Origin of the sequence: Gottfriedia luciferensis, assembly GCF_002156865.1 — a bacterium.
GTDB lineage: Bacteria > Bacillota > Bacilli > Bacillales > Bacillaceae_G > Gottfriedia > Gottfriedia luciferensis.
The window spans coordinates 1-19,808 of record NZ_NCTA01000012.1 but is presented as its reverse complement, the minus strand read 5'-3'; the positions used below and the strand labels follow the sequence as shown (position 1 = coordinate 19,808).

At 36.2% G+C, this 19,808-nt stretch carries 20 protein-coding genes and 1 other annotated feature; of the genes, 18 read left to right on the top strand and 2 right to left on the bottom strand.

Annotated elements, in window-relative coordinates:
* The first annotated feature begins 76 nt into the window (after positions 1 to 76).
* From B7R67_RS10585 to spoIID, 15 genes are all read left to right on the top strand, one after another.
* The gene (locus B7R67_RS10585; protein ID WP_088070199.1) at positions 77 to 481 is read left to right on the top strand and encodes an NADH-quinone oxidoreductase subunit A; all 405 of its coding nucleotides are present in this window, start codon (positions 77 to 79) and stop codon (positions 479 to 481) included.
* Positions 472 to 990, top strand: a complete 519-nt coding sequence (locus B7R67_RS10580) for a NuoB/complex I 20 kDa subunit family protein (protein WP_088041662.1) — start codon at positions 472 to 474, stop codon at positions 988 to 990. The genes B7R67_RS10585 and B7R67_RS10580 overlap by 10 nt, the downstream gene beginning before the upstream one ends.
* On the top strand, positions 987 to 2,318 hold the full coding sequence (locus B7R67_RS10575; RefSeq protein WP_088070198.1) for an NADH-quinone oxidoreductase subunit C: 1,332 nt from the start codon (positions 987 to 989) through the stop codon (positions 2,316 to 2,318). The genes B7R67_RS10580 and B7R67_RS10575 overlap by 4 nt, the downstream gene beginning before the upstream one ends.
* An 8-nt stretch (positions 2,319 to 2,326) precedes the next feature.
* Entirely contained in the window at positions 2,327 to 3,427 is a 1,101-nt protein-coding gene (locus tag B7R67_RS10570) for an NADH-quinone oxidoreductase subunit D (protein WP_088070196.1), read from the top strand.
* Positions 3,427 to 4,428: an NADH-quinone oxidoreductase subunit NuoH gene (nuoH, locus tag B7R67_RS10565; RefSeq protein ID WP_088070194.1), complete on the top strand. Its 1,002-nt coding sequence runs from the start codon at positions 3,427 to 3,429 to the stop codon at positions 4,426 to 4,428. Before B7R67_RS10570 ends, nuoH begins: the two co-directional genes overlap by 1 nt.
* Before the next feature lie 31 nt (positions 4,429 to 4,459).
* A complete protein-coding gene (nuoI, locus tag B7R67_RS10560) occupies positions 4,460 to 4,879 on the top strand; it encodes an NADH-quinone oxidoreductase subunit NuoI (RefSeq protein WP_025568978.1) in 420 nt (139 codons plus the stop codon).
* Positions 4,876 to 5,394, top strand: coding sequence for an NADH-quinone oxidoreductase subunit J (locus tag B7R67_RS10555; RefSeq protein WP_088070192.1), 519 nt, complete (start codon positions 4,876 to 4,878; stop codon positions 5,392 to 5,394). The genes nuoI and B7R67_RS10555 overlap by 4 nt, the downstream gene beginning before the upstream one ends.
* Positions 5,391 to 5,705 (top strand): NADH-quinone oxidoreductase subunit NuoK, encoded by a 315-nt coding sequence (gene nuoK / locus B7R67_RS10550; protein WP_025568976.1) that lies wholly within the window; start codon positions 5,391 to 5,393, stop codon positions 5,703 to 5,705. Before B7R67_RS10555 ends, nuoK begins: the two co-directional genes overlap by 4 nt.
* A 17-nt stretch (positions 5,706 to 5,722) precedes the next feature.
* Complete coding sequence (gene nuoL / locus B7R67_RS10545) at positions 5,723 to 7,579, top strand: NADH-quinone oxidoreductase subunit L (RefSeq protein ID WP_088070190.1); 1,857 nt, start codon at positions 5,723 to 5,725, stop codon at positions 7,577 to 7,579.
* Positions 7,579 to 9,087, top strand: coding sequence for a complex I subunit 4 family protein (locus B7R67_RS10540; RefSeq protein ID WP_208615645.1), 1,509 nt, complete (start codon positions 7,579 to 7,581; stop codon positions 9,085 to 9,087). The genes nuoL and B7R67_RS10540 overlap by 1 nt, the downstream gene beginning before the upstream one ends.
* 3 nt (positions 9,088 to 9,090) lie before the next feature.
* Positions 9,091 to 10,587 carry an NADH-quinone oxidoreductase subunit NuoN gene (gene nuoN, locus B7R67_RS10535; RefSeq protein ID WP_088070187.1) on the top strand — a complete coding sequence of 499 codons (1,497 nt, stop codon included), beginning with the start codon at positions 9,091 to 9,093 and terminating at the stop codon, positions 10,585 to 10,587.
* A gap of 82 nt (positions 10,588 to 10,669) precedes the next feature.
* Positions 10,670 to 10,906, top strand: a complete 237-nt coding sequence (locus tag B7R67_RS10530; RefSeq protein WP_088070185.1) for a DUF1146 family protein — start codon at positions 10,670 to 10,672, stop codon at positions 10,904 to 10,906.
* Positions 10,907 to 10,988: 82 nt separating this feature from the next.
* Positions 10,989 to 11,708 (top strand): YwmB family TATA-box binding protein, encoded by a 720-nt coding sequence (locus B7R67_RS10525; protein WP_158095072.1) that lies wholly within the window; start codon positions 10,989 to 10,991, stop codon positions 11,706 to 11,708.
* Positions 11,709 to 11,740: 32 nt separating this feature from the next.
* Positions 11,741 to 13,045, top strand: a complete 1,305-nt coding sequence (gene murA / locus B7R67_RS10520; RefSeq protein WP_088070181.1) for a UDP-N-acetylglucosamine 1-carboxyvinyltransferase — start codon at positions 11,741 to 11,743, stop codon at positions 13,043 to 13,045.
* Between the two features lie 260 nt (positions 13,046 to 13,305).
* Positions 13,306 to 14,313 carry a stage II sporulation protein D gene (gene spoIID / locus B7R67_RS10515; protein WP_088070179.1) on the top strand — a complete coding sequence of 336 codons (1,008 nt, stop codon included), beginning with the start codon at positions 13,306 to 13,308 and terminating at the stop codon, positions 14,311 to 14,313.
* Positions 14,314 to 14,413: 100 nt separating this feature from the next.
* Here spoIID and B7R67_RS10510 read toward each other — a convergent pair whose 3' ends face one another.
* Both B7R67_RS10510 and B7R67_RS10505 read right to left on the bottom strand, forming a co-directional pair.
* Positions 14,414 to 14,611 (bottom strand): hypothetical protein, encoded by a 198-nt coding sequence (locus B7R67_RS10510; protein WP_088070177.1) that lies wholly within the window; start codon positions 14,609 to 14,611, stop codon positions 14,414 to 14,416.
* An 80-nt stretch (positions 14,612 to 14,691) separates the two neighbouring features.
* A complete protein-coding gene (locus B7R67_RS10505) occupies positions 14,692 to 16,311 on the bottom strand; it encodes a peptide ABC transporter substrate-binding protein (protein WP_088070176.1) in 1,620 nt (539 codons plus the stop codon).
* Between the two features lie 51 nt (positions 16,312 to 16,362).
* Positions 16,363 to 16,659, bottom strand: a binding site (T-box leader).
* 336 nt (positions 16,660 to 16,995) lie between these two features.
* Here B7R67_RS10505 and B7R67_RS10500 point away from each other — a divergent pair.
* From B7R67_RS10500 to mreB, 3 genes are all read left to right on the top strand, one after another.
* The gene (locus tag B7R67_RS10500) at positions 16,996 to 17,775 is read left to right on the top strand and encodes a M23 family metallopeptidase (protein ID WP_158095071.1); all 780 of its coding nucleotides are present in this window, start codon (positions 16,996 to 16,998) and stop codon (positions 17,773 to 17,775) included.
* 281 nt (positions 17,776 to 18,056) lie between these two features.
* Positions 18,057 to 18,326: a sporulation transcriptional regulator SpoIIID gene (gene spoIIID, locus B7R67_RS10495; RefSeq protein ID WP_025569002.1), complete on the top strand. Its 270-nt coding sequence runs from the start codon at positions 18,057 to 18,059 to the stop codon at positions 18,324 to 18,326.
* A gap of 158 nt (positions 18,327 to 18,484) precedes the next feature.
* Positions 18,485 to 19,486, top strand: a complete 1,002-nt coding sequence (mreB, locus tag B7R67_RS10490; protein WP_088070172.1) for a rod shape-determining protein — start codon at positions 18,485 to 18,487, stop codon at positions 19,484 to 19,486.
* Positions 19,487 to 19,808 lie beyond the last annotated feature (322 nt).

Sequence of the window (19,808 nt, the reverse complement as noted above, 5' to 3'; positions counted from 1 at the left end):
TGATATAATGGATACGATTACAAAACTGAAAAATAAAAATTAATGAAAAATACATTATATTTATAATAAACATATAATGTACAGCTCTGTAGTTAGGGGAGGGACAAGTTTCGTGAATGCTTATTTAAATAATTATGTCATCGTAGCTGTGTTTCTAGTAATAGGAATTGCGCTTCCAGTGGTCGCTCTTTCAGTAATTGGGAAATTTTTAAGACCACACGCGCCAACTGAAGCAAAGAAAACAACTTATGAAAGCGGGATTGAACCATTCCATGATGCAAAGGTTCGCTTCCACGCTGGTTATTACATTTTTGCACTATTATTCGTAATTTTTGATGTTGAAACTGTTTTCTTATATCCGTGGGCGGTTGCATATGATCAATTGGGACTTTTTGCTTTTGTTGAAATGATCATCTTTATTCTTATGCTACTACTAGGACTTATTTATGCTTGGAAGAAGAAGGTGTTGAAATGGTTATGAAGTTAGATGGAATCTCTGTTGCTGAAATGGAAGAACTCCAAAAGAATATTTTTTTCACGACTTTAGAAGAAGTGAAGGCTTGGGCAAGAAGTAACTCGTTATGGCCATTAACATTCGGGTTAGCTTGTTGTGCAATCGAAATGATGGGTGTAGGTTCATCTCATTACGACTTAGACCGATTCGGTTCATTTTTCCGTACTTCACCACGTCAATCTGACTGTATGATTGTTTCGGGTACTGTTACGAAAAAAATGGCTCCGATTGTGAAAAGATTATATGACCAGATGCCTGAACCAAAATGGGTAATCGCAATGGGTTCATGTGCAACTGCTGGTGGGCCTTATGTTAACTCGTATGCAGTTGTGAAAGGTGTGGACCAAATTATTCCTGTAGATGTTTATATTCCAGGATGTCCGCCAAATCCAGCAGCTTTAATTTACGGGATTAACAAATTGAAAGAGAAGATTCGTTACGAGGCGAAAACTGGAAAGCAGGTGACGAATAAATGAGTGAAGAGAAATCAAAAGAACAATTAAAGAAAGAAGCAGCTGAACGAGCGAAAGAAGCGGCCCGACGTAAAATTGAGCAGCTGAAGGCTGAGAAAGCGGCTTCTGGAAACAGTGAAGCTCCAAATGAAGAAACTTCTAAGGAAGAGGATTCAGTCGTAACAAATGAATCAAATCAAGATGAGCCAGTTTCTGAAGACGAAAAAGCGAAAGCACTTGCGCTAGCTAAAGCAAAAGCAGTAGCGGCAGCAAAAGCGAAGGCAGCTGCAATAGCAAAACAAAAGGCAGCAGAAGCAGGGGAACAAGCAACTGAGGAAGCTGCACAACCAGCATCTGAAGATGAAAAAGCGAAAGCACTTGCAGATGCGAAGGCAAAAGCAGTAGCGGCAGCAAAAGCGAAGGCAGCTGCAATAGCAAAACAAAAAGCAGCAGAAGCAGGAGAACAAGCGACTGAGGGAGCTGCAGAACCGGCGTCTGATGATGAGAAGGCGAAAGCATTAGCGGCAGCGAAAGCAAAAGCAGTAGCAGCGGCAAAAGCGAAGGCAGCCGCATTAGCAAAACAAAAGGCAGCAGAAGGTGGAGAAGCACCAGCAGACGGTGATGATGAAAAAGCAAAAGCAATTGCAGCAGCGAAGGCAAAGGCAGTAGCAGCGGCAAAAGCGAAAGCAGCAGCGTTAGCGAAACAAAAAGCAGCCGGTGGAGAAGAAACGCCAGTAGAAGGTTCTGATGATGAAGCAGCGAAAGCAAAAGCGAAGGCAATAGCGATTGCAAAGGCAAAAGCAGCAGCTGCAGCAAAAGCGAAAGCAAAAACAGATGGTGGAACTGAAGCACCAGTTGAAGAAGTGAAAGCTTCTCAAAATCAACCATTATTAGATGAAGTAAAGGCATTAATTGAAAAAGAATTTGGAGCAGAGGTTATTGAAGAAGCAACAATCAACACACTTTCAAAACATGATCCAACTTTTACAATTAAACGAGATGCTTATTATAAAGTAGCTGAGTTCTTAAAACAGAATGAAGAGCTTCAATTTACTTATTTATCAGGTTTACACGGTACAGATTTTGTTGAATACATGGAAGTTTACTCTTACATCTATTCATATAAACGTAAACATGGAATCGCTTTAAAAGTAAAAGCTGATCGAGAACAACCAATTGTCGATAGTATTACACCAATTTGGGAAGGTGCAAACTGGCCAGAGCGTGAGACATATGACTTACTTGGCATCCAGTTTGAGGGTCATCCAAAATTGGAACGTATTTTACTGCCTGAAAATTGGGTTGGCTATCCACTAAGAAAAGATTACGTTCAATTTGACGAGGGGGTGTAGGATAAGCCATGATTCGTACGGAAGAAATGCTATTAAATGTCGGACCTCAGCATCCAAGTACACACGGTGTATTTCGTCTCGTGTTAAAGATCGATGGAGAGATCATTAAAGAGGCAACACCAGTCATCGGTTATCTACACCGAGGTACAGAAAAAATCGCTGAAAATCTTCAATATACACAGATTATTCCATATACAGACCGAATGGATTATTTATCAGCAATGACAAATAACTATGTTATCTGTCACGCTGTTGAAACAATGATGGATATAAAAGTTCCTGATCGAGCTGAATACTTACGTGTGATTGCAATGGAATTAGGGCGAGTTGCTAGTCACTTAGTTTGGTGGGGTACAAACCTACTAGATATTGGGGCAGTGAGTCCATTCCTTTACGCTTTCCGTGAGCGTGAAATGATTATTAATCTATTAAATGAGCTTTGTGGAGCGAGACTAACATTTAACTACATGCGTGTAGGTGGCGTTAAGTGGGATGCTCCTGAAGGATGGATTGAAAAAGTAAAAGAATTTGTTCCTTATATGAGAGAGCAATTAAAAGGGTACCATGATCTTGTTTCTGGTAATGAAATCTTTATTAATCGTGTGAAAGGCATAGGTGCATATTCACAAGAGGATGCAATCAATTTCTCATTAAGTGGTGCAAATCTTCGTTGTACTGGCGTTAAATACGATTTACGTAAAGATGCTCCATATTCAATTTACGATCGTTTTGATTTTGATGTTCCGGTTGGAACTGTTGGGGATGCTTGGGATCGTTATATGTGCAGAATGCTAGAAATTGAGGAGTCATTAAAGATTTTAGAACAAGCTGTAGAACAATTCCCTGCTGAAGGTGATATTTTAGCAAAGGTTCCTAAAATCATAAAAGCTCCTAAAGGTGAGGGCTATGTAAGAATCGAATCTCCACGTGGAGAAATCGGATGTTATATTGCAAGTGATGGAAAGAAAGAACCGTATCGTTTGAAATTTAGACGACCATCGTTCTATAATCTTCAAATTCTTCCAAAGCTATTACAAGGAGAAAACATCGCAAACTTAATTACTATTTTAGGTGGTATTGATATTGTACTTGGGGAGGTAGACGGATAATGATAGAAAATCTTCTACAAAGTACACCGTCTTGGATAAATTTTCTCATCTATTTAGGCTTAGGCGTTATTTTTCTATTCGTAGTTCTAGGATTCGTAACATTTGGGATTCTATCAGAACGTAAAGTAATGGGATTCATGCAAGGGCGTATCGGTCCAAACCAGGTTGGTGGACGTTACGGCTTGCTTCAAACTGTTGCTGACGTATTAAAACTTCTTTTAAAAGAAGATACGATTCCAAAGGCAGCAGATAAACCATTATTCATTCTTGCACCAATCATCGCATTTGCACCAGCATTTATGGTACTTGCAACATTACCATTCACTGAAAACTTACAGTTTGCTGATATCGGTGTAGGGTTACTTTATTATATTGCAGTTTCAGGGTTAACTACGGTTGGTGTTGTAACTGCAGGGTGGGCTTCTAATAATAAGTACTCACTGATCGGTGGGATGCGTGCAGCAGCTCAAATGATTTCATATGAAATTCCGTTAGTAATGAGTGTACTTGGCGTTATTTTATTAACAGGAAGCTTAAATTTAAATGATATCGTTAATGCGCAAGAAAATGTGTGGTTCATCGTAACTCAACCAATCGCTTTTGTCGTTTTCTTAATCGCGGCAGTTGCTGAATTGAATCGTACACCTTTTGACTTACCAGAAGCTGAATCAGAATTAGTAGCAGGTTATCATACAGAGTTCTCAGGATTCCGTTGGGCATTCTTTATGCTGTCGGAATATGTTTACTTCTTTGCAATGTGTTCGTTAATTACGATTCTATTTTTAGGTGGTTGGAAGCCAATTGCCTACCTAGATTTTATTCCTGGGGCTGTATGGTTCTCATTAAAATTTAGTGTAGTACTCTATTTATTAATTTGGTTCCGTGTAACATTCCCACGTTTACGTGCTGACCAATTAATGGAGTTCGGTTGGAAAGTACTTTTACCAGTTTCATTAGCAAATATATTAATTACGGCTTTAGTGAAAAGCTTGTTCTTCTAAACTAAAAGACCAATCTAAAGGGGTGTGAGTCATGATTGGGTTAGTAAAAGGGTTAAAATATACTCTTCAAAATTTAACACGCGAGAAAGTAACGTATGATTATCCAAATCAGCCGATTCCGTTACCAGATCGCTTTCGTGGAATTCAAAAGTTTTATCCGGAAAAATGTATCGTTTGTAACCAGTGTTCAGCAATTTGTCCAACAGACTGTATTACATTAACTGGGAAGAAACATCCTGATCCTACGAAAAAAGGAAAAATTATCGACACATATGATATCAACTTCGAGATTTGTATTTTATGTGATTTATGTACTGAGGTTTGTCCTACAGAGGCAATTATTATGACAAATAACTTTGAACTAGCTGAATATTCACGTGATGAATTGTTTAAAGACCTTCAATGGCTTGATGAAAACGATCAAAACATTCGAAAGGAGAATAAAGCATGAGTGGTTTTGTAGTTGCTTTCTTTCTTCTTTCTCTTTCAGCAATCTTAGGTGGAGTCATGATGTTAAATTCAACGAAAGTTATGCATATGATGCTTTCTCTTGTTTTAACATTCATTAGTATTGCAGGTATTTATGTCCTTCTTTCAGCGGAATTTGTAGCCGTTGTACAGATTCTTATTTACTCAGGTGCAGTTACAATCCTAATGATTTTTGGAATCATGTTAACAAAGCATGATATCGAAAGTGAAAAACCAAAAAGAAATTGGAGAAATATTGCGGCATTGATTGGTATTGTTGCATTTGGTGGAGTCATGTTTTTAGGTGTAAATGGGCTTTCAATTGATGCGCAAGATGTTGATTTAGCAACAAACAATACGAAAAATATTGGATTAGAATTATTTTCAAAACATATTATACCGTTTGAAGTAATGTCAGTATTGTTACTAATTGCATTAGTAGGTGCGATTATTTTAGCAAAATCAGATGATTCAAAAGAGGAGGGTACGAAGGAATGAGTTCAGTTCCAATTAATGCTTATCTTCTTTTAGCGCTTATTTTATTTTGTATCGGTTTATATGGTGCATTAACAAAACGTAACACGGTAATCGTGTTAATTTGTATCGAGTTAATGCTAAACGCTGCGAATATTAACTTAGTAGCATTTAGTAAACTTGGGGTTGCACCATCTTTAACAGGACAAATTTTCTCATTATTTACGATTTCAGTTGCAGCTGCTGAAGCTGCAGTAGGCGTTGCAATCTTAATTGCATGGTATCGTCATCGTCAGACAGTCAATATCGATGAAGCTGATTCATTGAAAAGATAACTAGGAGGTGGAATTTGATGATGCAGTATGCTTGGCTTGTTCCAGTACTTCCGCTAATTTCGTTTCTAATCCTAATATTAGCTGGTACAAAAGGAAAGAAAAGTAGTGGGATTTTAGGGGCAACTTTAACAGGAATCTCATTCATCATCTCCTTGTTCGTCTTATTTGACCGTCTACAAGGGGAAACAGTGCAAAAATTATATACTTGGTTAACAATAGGGAATGTCGATATTCACGTTGGATATGTAGTAAGTGCACTAAATGCGCTAATGTTAGTTATTGTTACCTTTGTTAGTACATTAGTACATATTTATTCGACTGCTTATATGGAAGAGGACGACCGTATAACGGTATTCTTCGCTTATTTAGGATTATTTACATTTGCGATGCTAGCACTTGTAATATCACCTAGTATTCTACAACTTTATGTATTCTGGGAATTAGTAGGTCTAGGATCATTTTTACTTGTTGGTTTCTACTTCTATAAGGAAGAAGCGAAAGCAGCAGCTAAAAAAGCGTTTATTATGACAAGAATAGGTGACGTTGGCTTATTCATTGGAATGGTGCTTTTATTTTGGAAGACAAAGAGCTTTGATTTCGATCAAATCTTCAGTGTAATCCAAGGTGGGCAAGTAAGCGCTGGGATGTTAACACTAATTGCCATTTTAATTTTCATCGGAGCAATGGGTAAATCAGGTCAATTCCCACTTCATACATGGCTTCCTGACGCGATGGAAGGCCCAACACCAGTTTCAGCATTAATCCATGCAGCAACAATGGTTGCAGCCGGAGTTTACTTAGTAGCAACGGCTTACCCAATCTTTCTTGCAAGTGGAACTGCTTTAACGGTTGTTGCAATTGTAGGAGGATTTACGGCTATTTTTGCTGCAAGTATTGGTCTTGTACAAAGAGATATAAAACGCGTATTGGCTTATTCTACAGTCAGTCAATTAGGGTATATGATGCTAGCACTTGGAGTAGGTGGATATACTGCGAGTATTTTCCACTTAACTACGCATGCGTTCTTTAAAGCTTTATTATTCTTAGCAGCAGGTAGTGTCATTCATGCGGTACACACTCAAGATATCTTTAAAATGGGTGGATTACGTCAAAAAATGAAATGGACATCTGCACTATTCTTAATTGGTACTTTAGCAATTACAGGAGTTCCTTTATTATCAGGTTTCTTCAGTAAAGATGAAATTTTAGCTGCAACTTGGGAAAATGGAAGTTACGTTTTATTCTTTGTTGCTTTAACAGCAGCATTCTTTACTTCTTTCTATATGTTCAGATTATATTTCTTAGTTTTCACAGGCGAAGAAAAGACTAAAGGTGCTCACGAGTCACCAAAGTCAATGGTTCTCCCAATGTCTTTATTAGGTATCTTAGCGATTTTTGCAGGTTACATTAATACACCTTTCTTTGGTAGACACTTAAACGAGTTTTTATTAGATGGAGTGCCATTTACAATCACTGAACATAACCATGAACCAGTTTGGATCATGATCGTGGCGACATTAGTTTCGTTAGCGGGTATTATGCTTGCTTATAATATGTATGGTAGAAAAGCGAAAGAAACTAAGAACGAAGAAGCTGGCTTATTCTATGAAATACTTCTTAATAAATACTACATCGATGAACTATATAACGTTTCAATCGTAAAAGGTATGTATGCAATCGGTCATGTAATGTATGCAATTGAACGTTTTGTAGTTGAAGGTATTGCCATTTTCATAAAAGGAATTGTTAGTACGATCGGTGGTATTGGTTCAAGATTACAAAGTGGTCAAGTTCAAACTTATGGATTCATTACACTACTTGGTCTTGCGCTTATTTTATTAGCAATTGTTGTGACAGGGGGGTACAACTTATGATGGTTTCTCATTTCTTATTGTGGGTTGTTTTCTTACCTCTATTAGGATTATTACTTGTTTCTTTTGCTCCAAAGAATTCTTATAAGCTTTGGGCATTAGCAACTGCAATTTTATCGTTTGTGGTAACAGTGCTTGCTTATATCGCAGGTCAAAATCAATCTAATTTAAAGGATTGGGCGATTTCATATGATTGGTTTTCATTTGGAAAGTTTTTCGCTGGTTCAACTAGATTATTTGAAGTGAAATTTGAGCTTGGTGTAGATGGTCTATCACTAGTAATGATTTTACTAACTGGTATCATCTCATTAATCGCTGTAATCGCAGGTTACTCAATTAATAAAGGTTCTAAGGGCTTTTATCAATTACTATTTATCCTTCAAGTAGGAATGTATGGTGTTTTTGCTGCTCAAAACCTAGTGTTATTCTTCTTATTCTTTGAGTTAACGCTTATTCCAATGTTCTTCTTAATTGGAAAATGGGGACGCTTTGATAGTGAAAAAGCAGGTTACCAATTTTTAATTTATAATGGCTTAGGATCTGCATTCTTATTATTTGTTATTGCAGTCTTATTCGCTCGTACAGGCACTACAAACTATGAACTTTTAGCGAATATCATTCCAATGGGTCAAAACACAATCAGTCCAATTTCAGATCATTTGAAAATGGTTCTATTAATCTGTTTATTGATTGCATTTGCAATTAAGCTACCATTATTCCCGTTCCATCGATGGATGGTGAATGTCCATACACAAGCAAATCCTGCTGTTGTTATCATTCACGCAGGTATCCTATTAAAAATTGGAACTTACGGTTTAATTCGATTTGCTTTAGGCATTTTCCCAGACCAATTTGAAAAAATGTCTGTAGCTCTTGCAATAATCGGTGTAATTAACTTACTTTACGGGGCTTATATTGCTCTAATTCAGAAAGAATTACGCTCAGTACTAGCTTACTCAAGTTTCTCGCATATGGGGATTGTAATCATTGGATTAGCGGCAATGAATAGTGCTGGAATTCAAGGTGCAATTTTACAATCAGTATCACATGGTTTAATCGCTGCACTACTATTTTTAATTGTTGGCATGCTAGAAAACCGCGGGGATTCGACTAGCTTTGATCGTATTTCAGGTTTATCAAAAGTAACGCCTAGACTTGCTGGATTATTACTATTTGGTGGTATGGCATCACTAGGATTGCCTGGTCTATCGGGATTTGTAGGGGAATGGCTATCGTTTGTTGGTCTTTTCCAAAATCATAAAGCAATTGCAGCTGTTGGTACGCTTGGTATCATTTTAACTGCAGCTTATATCTTAAGAGCAATTCTACAATTAAGCTTTGGAAAAAATAGTGAATTTATTTCGTCATTCACTGATTTATCAAAACGCGAAGCAATTGCTTCAGTCATTTTAGTGTTTGCGATTGTTCTGCTTGGTGTATACCCAGCATTCGTAAATGACATGATTGTTTCATCAGTGGATTTTATCATTCAAGGGATTAGAGGTGTGTAGAAGATGACTTGGAAAGCATTATCTGAATTTCAATGGGGAACTATGGGTCCTGAGATCATTCTAGTAGCTGCCGTGCTTCTTCTATTAACTCTTGAACTCTTATTACCTAAAAATACAAATCGTAAAGTACTAGGTTGGATTGGTTTACTAAGTATAGTAGCATCGCTAATTTGGACATTTACGCTATATTCTCATGGACCAACAAGTCTTTTAGCTGGTTCATTTAAGCTTGATTCATTCGGGTTACTTTTTAAAACAGTTTTATTAATAGGAGCAATTTTAATCTTACTACTTGCTCTTGGTGATCAAACAATCGCTGAACGATCAGAATACTATACATTGTTCATTACAGCATTACTTGGAACGATGTATATGGCTTCTAGTAGCGATTTAATTACTTTATTTGTTGGACTAGAGCTTCTTTCAATTTCTTCTTATATTTTAGTTGGGATTCAAAAGAGAAGAGAGGGTTCTTCTGAGGCTGCTCTAAAGTACGTGATTAATGGTGGTATATCAACTGCTATTACATTATTTGGATTAAGCTATACTTATGGCTTAACAGGTACAACAAATATCACAGAAATGAATATGGTGCTATCTCAAGGAGTTGCAAGTAGCAATGAATTCCTTTTAATTCTAGCATTTGTATTAGTATTCGTAGGTCTATCATTCAAACTTGCTTCTGTTCCATTCCATATGTGGGCACCAGACGTTTATGAGGGAGCACCTACACCTGTTACTGCGTTCTTAGCAACAGTTTCAAAAACTGGTGGATTTATCATCGTCCTACGTGTTTTCTTATCAATATTTGCAGGCGCATTATTGATGAAGGAACAAAAATCAGTATTTGAAGTGTTGTCACCAGTAATCGCTGTATTGGCTGCATTATCAATGATTCTAGGTAATACAATTGCCCTAAAACAAAACAATCTTAAACGCATACTTGCTTACTCAGGAATTGCACACGGAGGTTATGTTCTAGTTGCTTTTGTAAGTATCTCACCATTTATGTTTGAAAGTATTTGGTTCTATTTATTAGCTTATACGTTCATGACAATTGGTATATTAACAATTGTTTATAATGTACAACAACAAAGAGGATCAGATTCACTAGCGTCATTTGCAGGACTTGTTAAAACGAATCCAATTCTATCTGTAGCATTGACAATCTTTGTCCTATCGCTAGCAGGTATTCCACTTACTTCAGGATTTATTGGGAAACTAAACATCTTTATGGGTGCTTTTGTCCAAGTAAAAGGAAACTATGTTTTAGGTGGAATTTTACTTTTAACTACTGTTGTATCTTATTTTTACTATTTTGGAATTCTTCAAAATGTCTTCTTTAGAAGTGGCGAAGAACGCAAAGTCGTACTTCCAAAAACGCATCTATTTGTCGTATTGGTTTGTGTAGTCTTAACCATTGTGTTAGGGATTAAACCATCTTTAGCTTTAGATGTATTCCATAAGCTAAACATTGTGAAAGATTTCTTTATGGCGTAAAATATATTTAGACTAAAAGTGTAGGGTTAATCCTACACTTTTTTTATATTTATTTTAGATCAAAACGAAAAGGGGCAGGAAAATGGAAGCTTTGGTTGGAACAGAAGCGGCATTAGCTATTATTGTCCATTTACTTTTCATTATTTTAACTTGGTGGGCTTTAACAGCAATTAAATGGGAAAGTATTATGAAAAAAGGTCATGTCGCCCAAATTCGACTTTTTATGGTGTTACTTACGATTACAATATCTTCAGCTGTAAGTAGTTTTTTCTTAGATTATTTACAGTATGCAAAAAACATTACATACCTATTGAAATAATTTGTCAAAAAGTATGTTACGATACACAGTATAAACCCCTCTTTACCTGTGAAAAATGGAAGTAGAGAGAGGGGATTTTTTTATGAAAAAAATAGTGTACTTATTTCTAATTGCAATTAGTGTAGCTTCTGCTTTATTTTTTAATTCGAATAAAGTGAGTATGGCTGACTCGGGTGTAGGCCAATTAAACCGTTTTTCAAATGTATTAAATAAAAAAGACATTTCGATTACAAGTTGGAATTTATATGCAAGAGAGGCTAAAATTAAGACTTCTGTTGCAAAAGTAATCGGTGTATATAAAAATAATTTTCAAAATTTCAAATGGACTGAACAAGACAATGGGAAAAAAATAATTGGTACATTTAACCGTCAATTTGTCACAGAAAGAATAGTTGTTACGTCTACTGGTAGAAGTAGTAGCTATGTCATTTATGAAATCAGCGGGACTAAATGGGACCAGCAAACTGAAAAAGAAACAAAAAATCTAATTAAAAACTCGATGGAAAATATTTTTAGTAAAGAACCTACTTTTTTTACTTGTATTAAAGGGACAATGAATGGTAAACTTGAAGGTGTTTTGCAGGGTGCAAAAAATGATTTTTTGGAGACTTTTAAAGCCAAAAAAATTGAAGAAATAAAAGAAGGGGCATTCGTCTCTGTTTCAGCATATACTGAACAGTGGAATGACGCTCTGATTGCAAACGGCAAAAAAATCAATTTACAAATTGCAATACGTGAAGACAAAGTTGATAATTCGACGACGATCATTATTGGAACACCGATTATAACAGTAGAATATTGATAGATCTATTTTAGGACACGGAGGGGAAAAGCTTGGATAAAATCATTGTCCGTGGCGGGAAACAGCTTCAAGGCACAGTTCGAGTAGAGGGTGCAAAAAATGCTGTCTTACCAGTTCTTGCTGCAGCGCTACTAGCTAGTGAAGGAAAAAACATAATTCATGACGTACCAACTCTATCTGATGTTTACACGATTAACGAAGTTCTTCGTAATTTGAATACAGAGGTTGAGTTTAAAAATAATACAGTAACGGTCGATGCATCAAAAGATTTGCATGTTGAAGCACCATTCGAATATGTTCGTAAAATGCGAGCATCGATTCTTGTAATGGGACCACTTTTAGCAAGAAATGGTCATGCACGTGTAGCGTTACCTGGTGGATGTGCAATTGGATCGAGACCAATTGAACAGCATTTAAAAGGGTTCGAAGCGATGGGAGCTCAAATTACGGTTGGAAATGGTTTTGTAGAAGCAAAATCAAACGGTCGTTTAAAAGGGGCAAAAATCTATTTAGATTTCCCAAGTGTAGGAGCAACAGAAAACATTATGTCTGCAGCGGCACTTGCTCAAGGAACAACAGTTCTTGAAAATGCTGCAAAAGAACCTGAAATTGTTGACTTAGCGAACTTCATCAACGCAATGGGTGGAAAAGTTCGTGGTGCTGGAACAGGCACAATTCGCATTGAAGGGGTACCGACATTATTTGGTACAACACATCACATTATTCCTGACCGCATCGAAGCGGGAACATTTATGGTTGCTGCAGCAATCACAAATGGTAATGTATTAATTGAAAATGCAGTCCCAGAGCACTTAAGCTCAGTTGTAGCTAAAATGCGTGAGATGGGTGTTACAATTATCGAAGAAGAAGAAGGTCTTCGTGTAATTGGAACAGATAACTTAAAACCTGTAGACATCAAAACAATGCCTCATCCGGGCTTCCCAACAGACATGCAATCACAAATGATGGCACTTCTATTAAAAGCTAGTGGAACAGGCATGATTACTGAAACTGTATTCGAAAATCGCTTTATGCACGTTGAAGAATTCCGTCGCATGAATGCAAACATTAAAATTGAGGGTCGCTCAACAATCATTCACGGACCAAACGATCTTCAAGGGGCAGAAGTAGCTGCAACAGATTTACGTGCTGCTGCGTCACTTATCCTTGCTGGTCTTGTTGTTGATGGATATACTCGCGTCACTGAATTAAAACACTTAGATCGTGGTTATGTAAATTTCCATGAAAAGCTTGCTGCACTTGGAGCGGACATTGAACGTGTAAACGAACCAAGCACAGCAGTAGAGGAAGAAACACTTAAAGATTTACAAGCGTAAACTAAAAACTCATTCAAATGCCTGACACTTTGTGCTATCCCACATAGAGTCGGGCATTTTGCATTTCCTTACAACTTTCTACTATAAGTTATAGACAGAAACCTTATAAAATATTCTAAAAATAGCAAAAAATATTAAAGTTAATATGTAAAAAACAATAATGTTCTAAATGCTTGTCCATGCTCATAAATTAAAACTAGAACGACAATTAGTTGAAAATTGTCACTTATAGTTTGTTTTTGAATGGATAGGAGGAAAATATGAAATCATTTAAAACATTAATCACAGCCGGATTAACTACTTGCTCAGTCGTTATTATTATCCCTACATTGCTTGTTCTACCGTTTCATAGCCAAACAGATGGTAGATTAGTTGATCAGTTACAGAAAAAAGCAAACCAAGCTGCAATAGCGAACAAAAATGACAATCTAAGTATTTCAGTTTTTAGAACAAAAACACAAAAAGTCGAAAAACTACCTATCGAAGAATACGTACTTGGGGTTGTTGCATCAGAAATGCCCGCAAAATTTGAATTAGAAGCATTAAAAGCTCAAAGTTTGAGTGCAAGAACATTCATCATTAAACGATTAAAAGAAGGCAAACCACTCGAAGAAGGTGGAATTGTCGATGACACTGTTCAATTTCAAGTCTTCCAGGATCGAGATGATCTAAAGAAAAGATACGGCGCCCAATACGAAGCAAACATAGCTAAGATTGAAAGAGCAGTAAAAGCTACAGAAGGACAAATATTAACGTACGATGGACAACCTATCACAGCCTCATTCTTCTCATCAAGTAATGGATACACGGAAAACTCTGAGGAATATTGGAATAATAGCGCACCATATTTAAAAAGTGTACCAAGCCCTTGGGATTCGGTTGCACCAGATTACATTGCAACAAAAGCAGTTTCCATCAATGATTTCGAACAGAAGCTTAATGTCAAAATCAATAAATCAGATATAGGGAAAGTAATAGCCAGAACAAATAGTAATCGAGTAGAAAAAGTAGCGTTTGGTAAAAAAACACTCACAGGTAAAGAAATCCGTGAAAAACTTAATCTACGTTCAACCGACTTTTCATGGGAAAGAAAAGGCGATGAAATCATCATCACAACAAAAGGATACGGTCACGGAGTAGGAATGAGCCAATACGGTGCAAACGAACTCGCTAAACAAGGAAAAACATACGATGACATCGTTAAGTATTACTACAAAGGCGTTAACATAACAAAGCTTAGTAAGAAAGATTATGATAAATTGCAATAAAAAACAGACCTCCATGGTCTGTTTTTCTTCATATATTAAAGAAAAGAGGAAAAAGCACTCTAAATTGAACTAGATTCAGTCCATTTAGAGTGCTCTTTCATTAAAAGGTCACTAGATATGCAAACTTTGCAAATTTAATTGCAGATTTGCCAATTTTAATTGCAGATTTGCAATCTTTATTTGCAGATTTGCTATTTTTATTTGCAGAATCCCCAAATTTAATTGCGGATTTGCCAATTTTATTTGCAGTACTAAGTTTAATTGCAAAATCGCCAAATTTAATTGCAGTTTTCCCCAATTTAATTGCAGAATCTCATAGTTTAATCACAGCTCCAAACAAAGCCTTCCTGCCCTTCCTGTGCTTCCTCTATCCTGCCCTTAACGCTTCTCAGCATACTTATAATAAAAGTATCCAACAAACGGTCTAACTTTAATATTCGCTACATTTGCCTTCTGTAAGTACACATAGCCTGCTTGGTAAACTGGAGCGATAGCAAAGTCGTTTAATAGAGTGTCTTCTGCTTGATGAAGGAGCTGAGTGCGCTCTGATTCATTTTGAAGACTTACTGTATTAGCCTTTTGTAAGAAGTCATCATATTGTTTATTTTTATAGTTTAATACATTCAAAGCAGAGTTAGATGTGAATAACTCTAGGTAAGTTGTTGGGTCTGGATAATCTGCACCCCATGTATCTAAAGAAAGATCATAATTACCTTGTTGACGTAATTCGAATTTTTGCTGAGCTGGTTGAACGGTAATGTTAACTGTTAAGCCCTTTAAATTTGTTTCTAATTGTGATTTTAAATATTCACCGATTTTTCGTGATGTATTGCTATCACTTACTAGTAATGAAATAGTAGCTTTCGATTTTCCACTTTCAGCAAGAGCTTCTTTAAATAGTGTTTTTGCTTTTTCTAAGTTAACTGTAGATGGATGAGTTGTCTTGCTAACAAAATCAACACCTTTAGAGTCCTTTACTAGACCTTTTGGAATGATTCGGTCAGTTGGAATTGATCCATCATTTAAAAGTGTCGTACTGATATCCTCTTTATTAAATCCATTTGCAATTGCTTTACGTGCTTTTTCATTCGCTAAAAGTGGATTTTTTTGATTAAAGCTAATATAAGACACAATCGGCATCGCTAATTTTTTTAATTCACTATTTCCTTTATAACGATCGATTACGCTAGAATCGATAATTGCTTGATCAAGTTCACCAGTTTCATAAAGATTAACTGCTGTTGTTGTTTCTTTCATGACCTTAACGTCAATTGTGTTAACGTGTACTTTATCTTTATCGTAGTATTGTGGATTTTTTTTCATTGTAAATCCAGCTTCATGTTCCCATTTGCTAACTACATAAGGACCGTTATATAAAGTTGTATCTGCCTCTAAACCATATTTGCTGCCTTGTTCTTTAACGAACTTTTCGTTTAGAGGGAAATACATAGGTAAACTAGTTAATTGAATGAAATATGGAATTGGACGGTCTAGTTTGATTTGTAATGTTTTATCATCTAACGCAGTTACCCCCAATTTATCCACAGATAGTTTTCCTTGGTTAATTTCTTTTGCATTTTCAATATCATATAGATCATATGCAAATTGAGCTTTTGTTTTTGGATCGACTGCACGTTTCATTGCAAAAACGAAATCGTTAGCCGTTACTTTATCTCCGTTTGAGTACTTTGCGTCTCTTAATGTAAAAGTATAGACCTTACCATCTGCACTTACTTTATATGAAGTAGCAGCAGCAGGAACATATTCTCCTTTTTCATTTGGCATATAAAGACCTTCCATAACACTATTTAATGCGTTTAATGAAGGACCATCTAAAGCTAAAGAGCTATCTAGATTTACGATATCTGAAGTATCCATTAAATGTAGTGTATGGTCATTGGACGTACGATTAGCTTGATTTGCTTGATTTCCACAGCCAGCTAATCCAAGAGTAAGTAGTAATGAAATGGATATGATTTTTTTCTTAGTAAATAACATTTTTAAAATTCTCTCCTTATTTTTGGGCACAAAAAAGAGTCCCCGCCTTATAAAAAGGACGAGGACTCCCGTGGTGCCACCTTAATTAGTCTGTACCGAACAGACTCACTTTGCAGTATCAAAACAATTGAATTGAACTACCTTGTGACAAAAAGCAGTATCGAAACAAATGTTTGAATACCTGTCTCTTTTATCGGTGAGACGTCCGCCAAAGCCTACTGCATAAGTGAATATGGTTCGGTTTGGGTGCTCAGAAGCCCATTCAAAAATATGTCCGTACTGACTTGCACCAACCGTCAGCTCTCTGAAACATTCATATAATTTACTCTTCTTCATCATCGCAAAAAATATATAATAACTTGAATTAATTTTTTAAAGTTTAATTTTTTAATACATCGTACAAGCTTGTAGTGTGATTATATTTTGTAAAAAAGAAAAATGCAAGAAAAATATTTTTTGATATTCATAATAACTTATTTATACTTATCCCCAAATAATGTGTATAAGTTTTATTGATTTGTGGATAAATCGCTTTCATTTGTTAGTATTTCTTTAATAATTTGTGGATAAATGTGGGTTAGTTTTAAATTGTGTGGAAAAATAAGAATTTTGTCGAACTAAAATTTTCTAAATTGCGTATATAATTTCTGGAATCTGTTGACAATGATTGCAGAGGTGATAAGGATGAGAGAGGAACAAAACAAAAAAACTTCTCAAAAAGTCGTTAAAATGTTAAGAAAGCGTTGGGTAGTCCCAGCAATTTATTTAGTGAGTGCAGCAATAATTCTAACAGGTGCATTATGGTATCAATATAGTAATGCTCCTACTCCAACCAATCAAACTGGAACATCAGTTGATAACAGGGAGCCAGATGCAATACCAGCTTCACAACAGGAAGAAAAATTAGCTTATCCGGTTGCGAAGGATGCAACAGTTCAAGTGAAAAGTCATTATTATGATGATTCAGCTTCAAAAGATGAGCAACAAAATTCTTTAATCCAAATGGATAATAACACGTTTACAATCAACACAGGTATGGATCTAGTTGATAAAAGTGGAAAAGAATTTGATGTTACAGCAGCTCTTAGCGGAACTGTAACAAAAGCACAAAAAGATGCTGAGCTAGGTTATGTAGTTGTAGTAGAAAGTGGCAATGGACTAGTTTCATATTACCAAAGTTTAAAATCTGTTAGTGTTGAACCAGGAACTAAAATTTCGCAAGGACAAGTTCTAGGTACTGCAGGAACAGCTCTAATTGGTAAAGAAAATGGGATTCATGTACACTACGAGTTACGCAAAGACGGCGTAGCGATTAACCCAGAAAAATATCAAGGACAAACGGTTTCATCAATTGTTAGTTCTGAAAATACTAAAAGCGAATCAAAAGATTCAAATACAATGAATACTTCTGGAAATGTTTCAGATGATAGTTTAGATAAACCATCGGATAAAATGCAACAATAATAATTTAAAGCATTTCACAAAGTGCCCAACACGGGGGAATCATACCCCATATGTGTTGGGCACTTGTTTTTTTCTGATAATTGTGCATAGTTATAAGATTTTGCTAATACAATGTTATAAACCCATCAAAGAGGTGTTTGAGGTGAGGGATCGTGGATTTTCTACCTAGTCAAAATAAATGTACCTCAGCAGGTCAGTCAGAGCAGGAAAAAGAGCAGCTTAGTCAGTCAAAACGAGTCTCATTTCACGCTTCTCACATCCATTTAGAGGAGGAGAGCAGTGTGCACGATTACATCAAAGAGAGAACGATCAAGATTGGGAAATATATCGTGGAGACGAAGAAAACAGTACGTGTAATAGCTAAAGAGTTTGGTGTGTCCAAAAGTACAGTACACAAAGATTTAACTGAACGCCTTCCGGAAATTAATCCTGATTTGGCAAACGAAGTAAAAGAAATACTGGATTACCACAAATCAATTCGTCACTTACGCGGTGGAGAGGCTACAAAGCAAAAGTATCAAAAAGAAGACGTTGAGAAAGTTACTAAGTAGGGTTTCTGAGCCTTGAAAACAAAATTAAAAATATTTAACCTCCTGTTCACAAGAAATTAATTACTAAAAGCAGTTGTTTATGGTAAAATTATATTTTGGTATAGCACGTATTCGGGGAACTGCTCATGAGTATAGTGAATAAGGAGGAGCCAAAAGGAATGTTTTCTAAGGATATCGGAATAGATCTTGGTACAGCCAATGTCTTAATACATGTAAAAGGTAAAGGAATCGTTTTAAACGAGCCTTCTGTAGTTGCAATAGAGCGTAATAGCGGAAAAGTATTAGCAGTAGGTGAGGAAGCAAGCCGCATGGTAGGTCGTACACCAGGTAATATCGTAGCAATTCGTCCATTAAAAGACGGTGTTATTGCTGACTTTGATATTACTGAAGCAATGCTACGTTATTTTATTAATAAATTAGATGTAAAAGGATTTATGTCAAAACCGCGTATTTTGATTTGTTGTCCAACAAACATCACATCTGTAGAGCAAAAAGCAATTCGTGAAGCTGCTGAAAAGAGCGGTGGTAAACAAGTGTATCTTGAAGAAGAACCTAAAGTTGCAGCAATTGGAGCTGGAATGGATATATTCCAACCAAGTGGTAACATGGTAATTGATATTGGCGGTGGGACAACCGATATCGCTGTTTTATCGATGGGAGATATCGTCACCGCCTCTTCAATTAAAATGGCAGGGGACAAGTTTGATATGGAGATCTTAAACTATATCAAGCGTGAATACAAACTGCTAATTGGAGAGCGCACTGCTGAACAAATTAAGATTGAAGTAGGAACTGTTTTCCCTGGTGCAAGAAATGAATCAATCGATATCCGTGGTCGTGACATGGTAACTGGATTACCAAGAACAATTACTGTATATTCTGATGAAATTCAAAAGGCATTAAGTGAACCAGTTTACTTAATTGTACAAGCTGCAAAAACTGTGTTAGAACGTACACCACCTGAATTATCAGCTGATATTATTGACCGTGGAGTGATTCTAACTGGTGGCGGAGCGCTACTTCATGGAATCGACACTTTACTTGCTGAAGAATTAAAAGTACCTGTTTTCATTGCAGAAGATCCAATGCAATGTGTAGCAGTTGGTACTGGTATCATGTTAGAAAACATTGATAAAATTCCAAGCCGTTATTTAAAATAATATTAAAATCTCAAGCCTTTGCTTGGGATTTTTTTTATGCACATTTCTAGATAAAAAGTAACGAAACCTATGATTCTTCTAAATCACTAACATTCTCCAAAAACCTCAATAAGTAATTTCTTCTCTTCTTCTTTTTATTTTTGCTCTGTTAATGTTAATTGTTGATATTTAAAATACAAATTTATGAGAAAGGTTTTATACAATTTAAAGACATTGATTGGAGTGGAAGGTGGGAGACTCCTATGGGAGTAGCGGGAAGGGTGAGACCCCGCAGGCTTGCCGAGGAGGCTCAGCTCACGCCCCATGGAAAGCGAGCATCCTG

What these genes read in the sequence shown, in the direction of transcription:
- B7R67_RS10530 (WP_088070185.1), top strand. Translation starts at nt 10,670, where the DNA reads ATGGAAGCTTTGGTTGGAACAGAAGCGGCATTAGCTATTATTGTCCAT.
- B7R67_RS10585 (WP_088070199.1), top strand. Translation starts at nt 77, where the DNA reads ATGTACAGCTCTGTAGTTAGGGGAGGGACAAGTTTCGTGAATGCTTAT.
- nuoK (WP_025568976.1), top strand. Translation starts at nt 5,391, where the DNA reads ATGAGTTCAGTTCCAATTAATGCTTATCTTCTTTTAGCGCTTATTTTA.
- B7R67_RS10525 (WP_158095072.1), top strand. Translation starts at nt 10,989, where the DNA reads ATGAAAAAAATAGTGTACTTATTTCTAATTGCAATTAGTGTAGCTTCT.
- B7R67_RS10505 (WP_088070176.1), bottom strand. Translation starts at nt 16,311, where the DNA reads ATGTTATTTACTAAGAAAAAAATCATATCCATTTCATTACTACTTACT.
- B7R67_RS10575 (WP_088070198.1), top strand. Translation starts at nt 987, where the DNA reads ATGAGTGAAGAGAAATCAAAAGAACAATTAAAGAAAGAAGCAGCTGAA.
- nuoH (WP_088070194.1), top strand. Translation starts at nt 3,427, where the DNA reads ATGATAGAAAATCTTCTACAAAGTACACCGTCTTGGATAAATTTTCTC.
- B7R67_RS10580 (WP_088041662.1), top strand. Translation starts at nt 472, where the DNA reads ATGGTTATGAAGTTAGATGGAATCTCTGTTGCTGAAATGGAAGAACTC.
- B7R67_RS10555 (WP_088070192.1), top strand. Translation starts at nt 4,876, where the DNA reads ATGAGTGGTTTTGTAGTTGCTTTCTTTCTTCTTTCTCTTTCAGCAATC.
- mreB (WP_088070172.1), top strand. Translation starts at nt 18,485, where the DNA reads ATGTTTTCTAAGGATATCGGAATAGATCTTGGTACAGCCAATGTCTTA.
- B7R67_RS10540 (WP_208615645.1), top strand. Translation starts at nt 7,579, where the DNA reads ATGGTTTCTCATTTCTTATTGTGGGTTGTTTTCTTACCTCTATTAGGA.
- nuoN (WP_088070187.1), top strand. Translation starts at nt 9,091, where the DNA reads ATGACTTGGAAAGCATTATCTGAATTTCAATGGGGAACTATGGGTCCT.
- nuoL (WP_088070190.1), top strand. Translation starts at nt 5,723, where the DNA reads ATGATGCAGTATGCTTGGCTTGTTCCAGTACTTCCGCTAATTTCGTTT.
- nuoI (WP_025568978.1), top strand. Translation starts at nt 4,460, where the DNA reads ATGATTGGGTTAGTAAAAGGGTTAAAATATACTCTTCAAAATTTAACA.
- B7R67_RS10570 (WP_088070196.1), top strand. Translation starts at nt 2,327, where the DNA reads ATGATTCGTACGGAAGAAATGCTATTAAATGTCGGACCTCAGCATCCA.
- spoIID (WP_088070179.1), top strand. Translation starts at nt 13,306, where the DNA reads ATGAAATCATTTAAAACATTAATCACAGCCGGATTAACTACTTGCTCA.
- B7R67_RS10500 (WP_158095071.1), top strand. Translation starts at nt 16,996, where the DNA reads ATGAGAGAGGAACAAAACAAAAAAACTTCTCAAAAAGTCGTTAAAATG.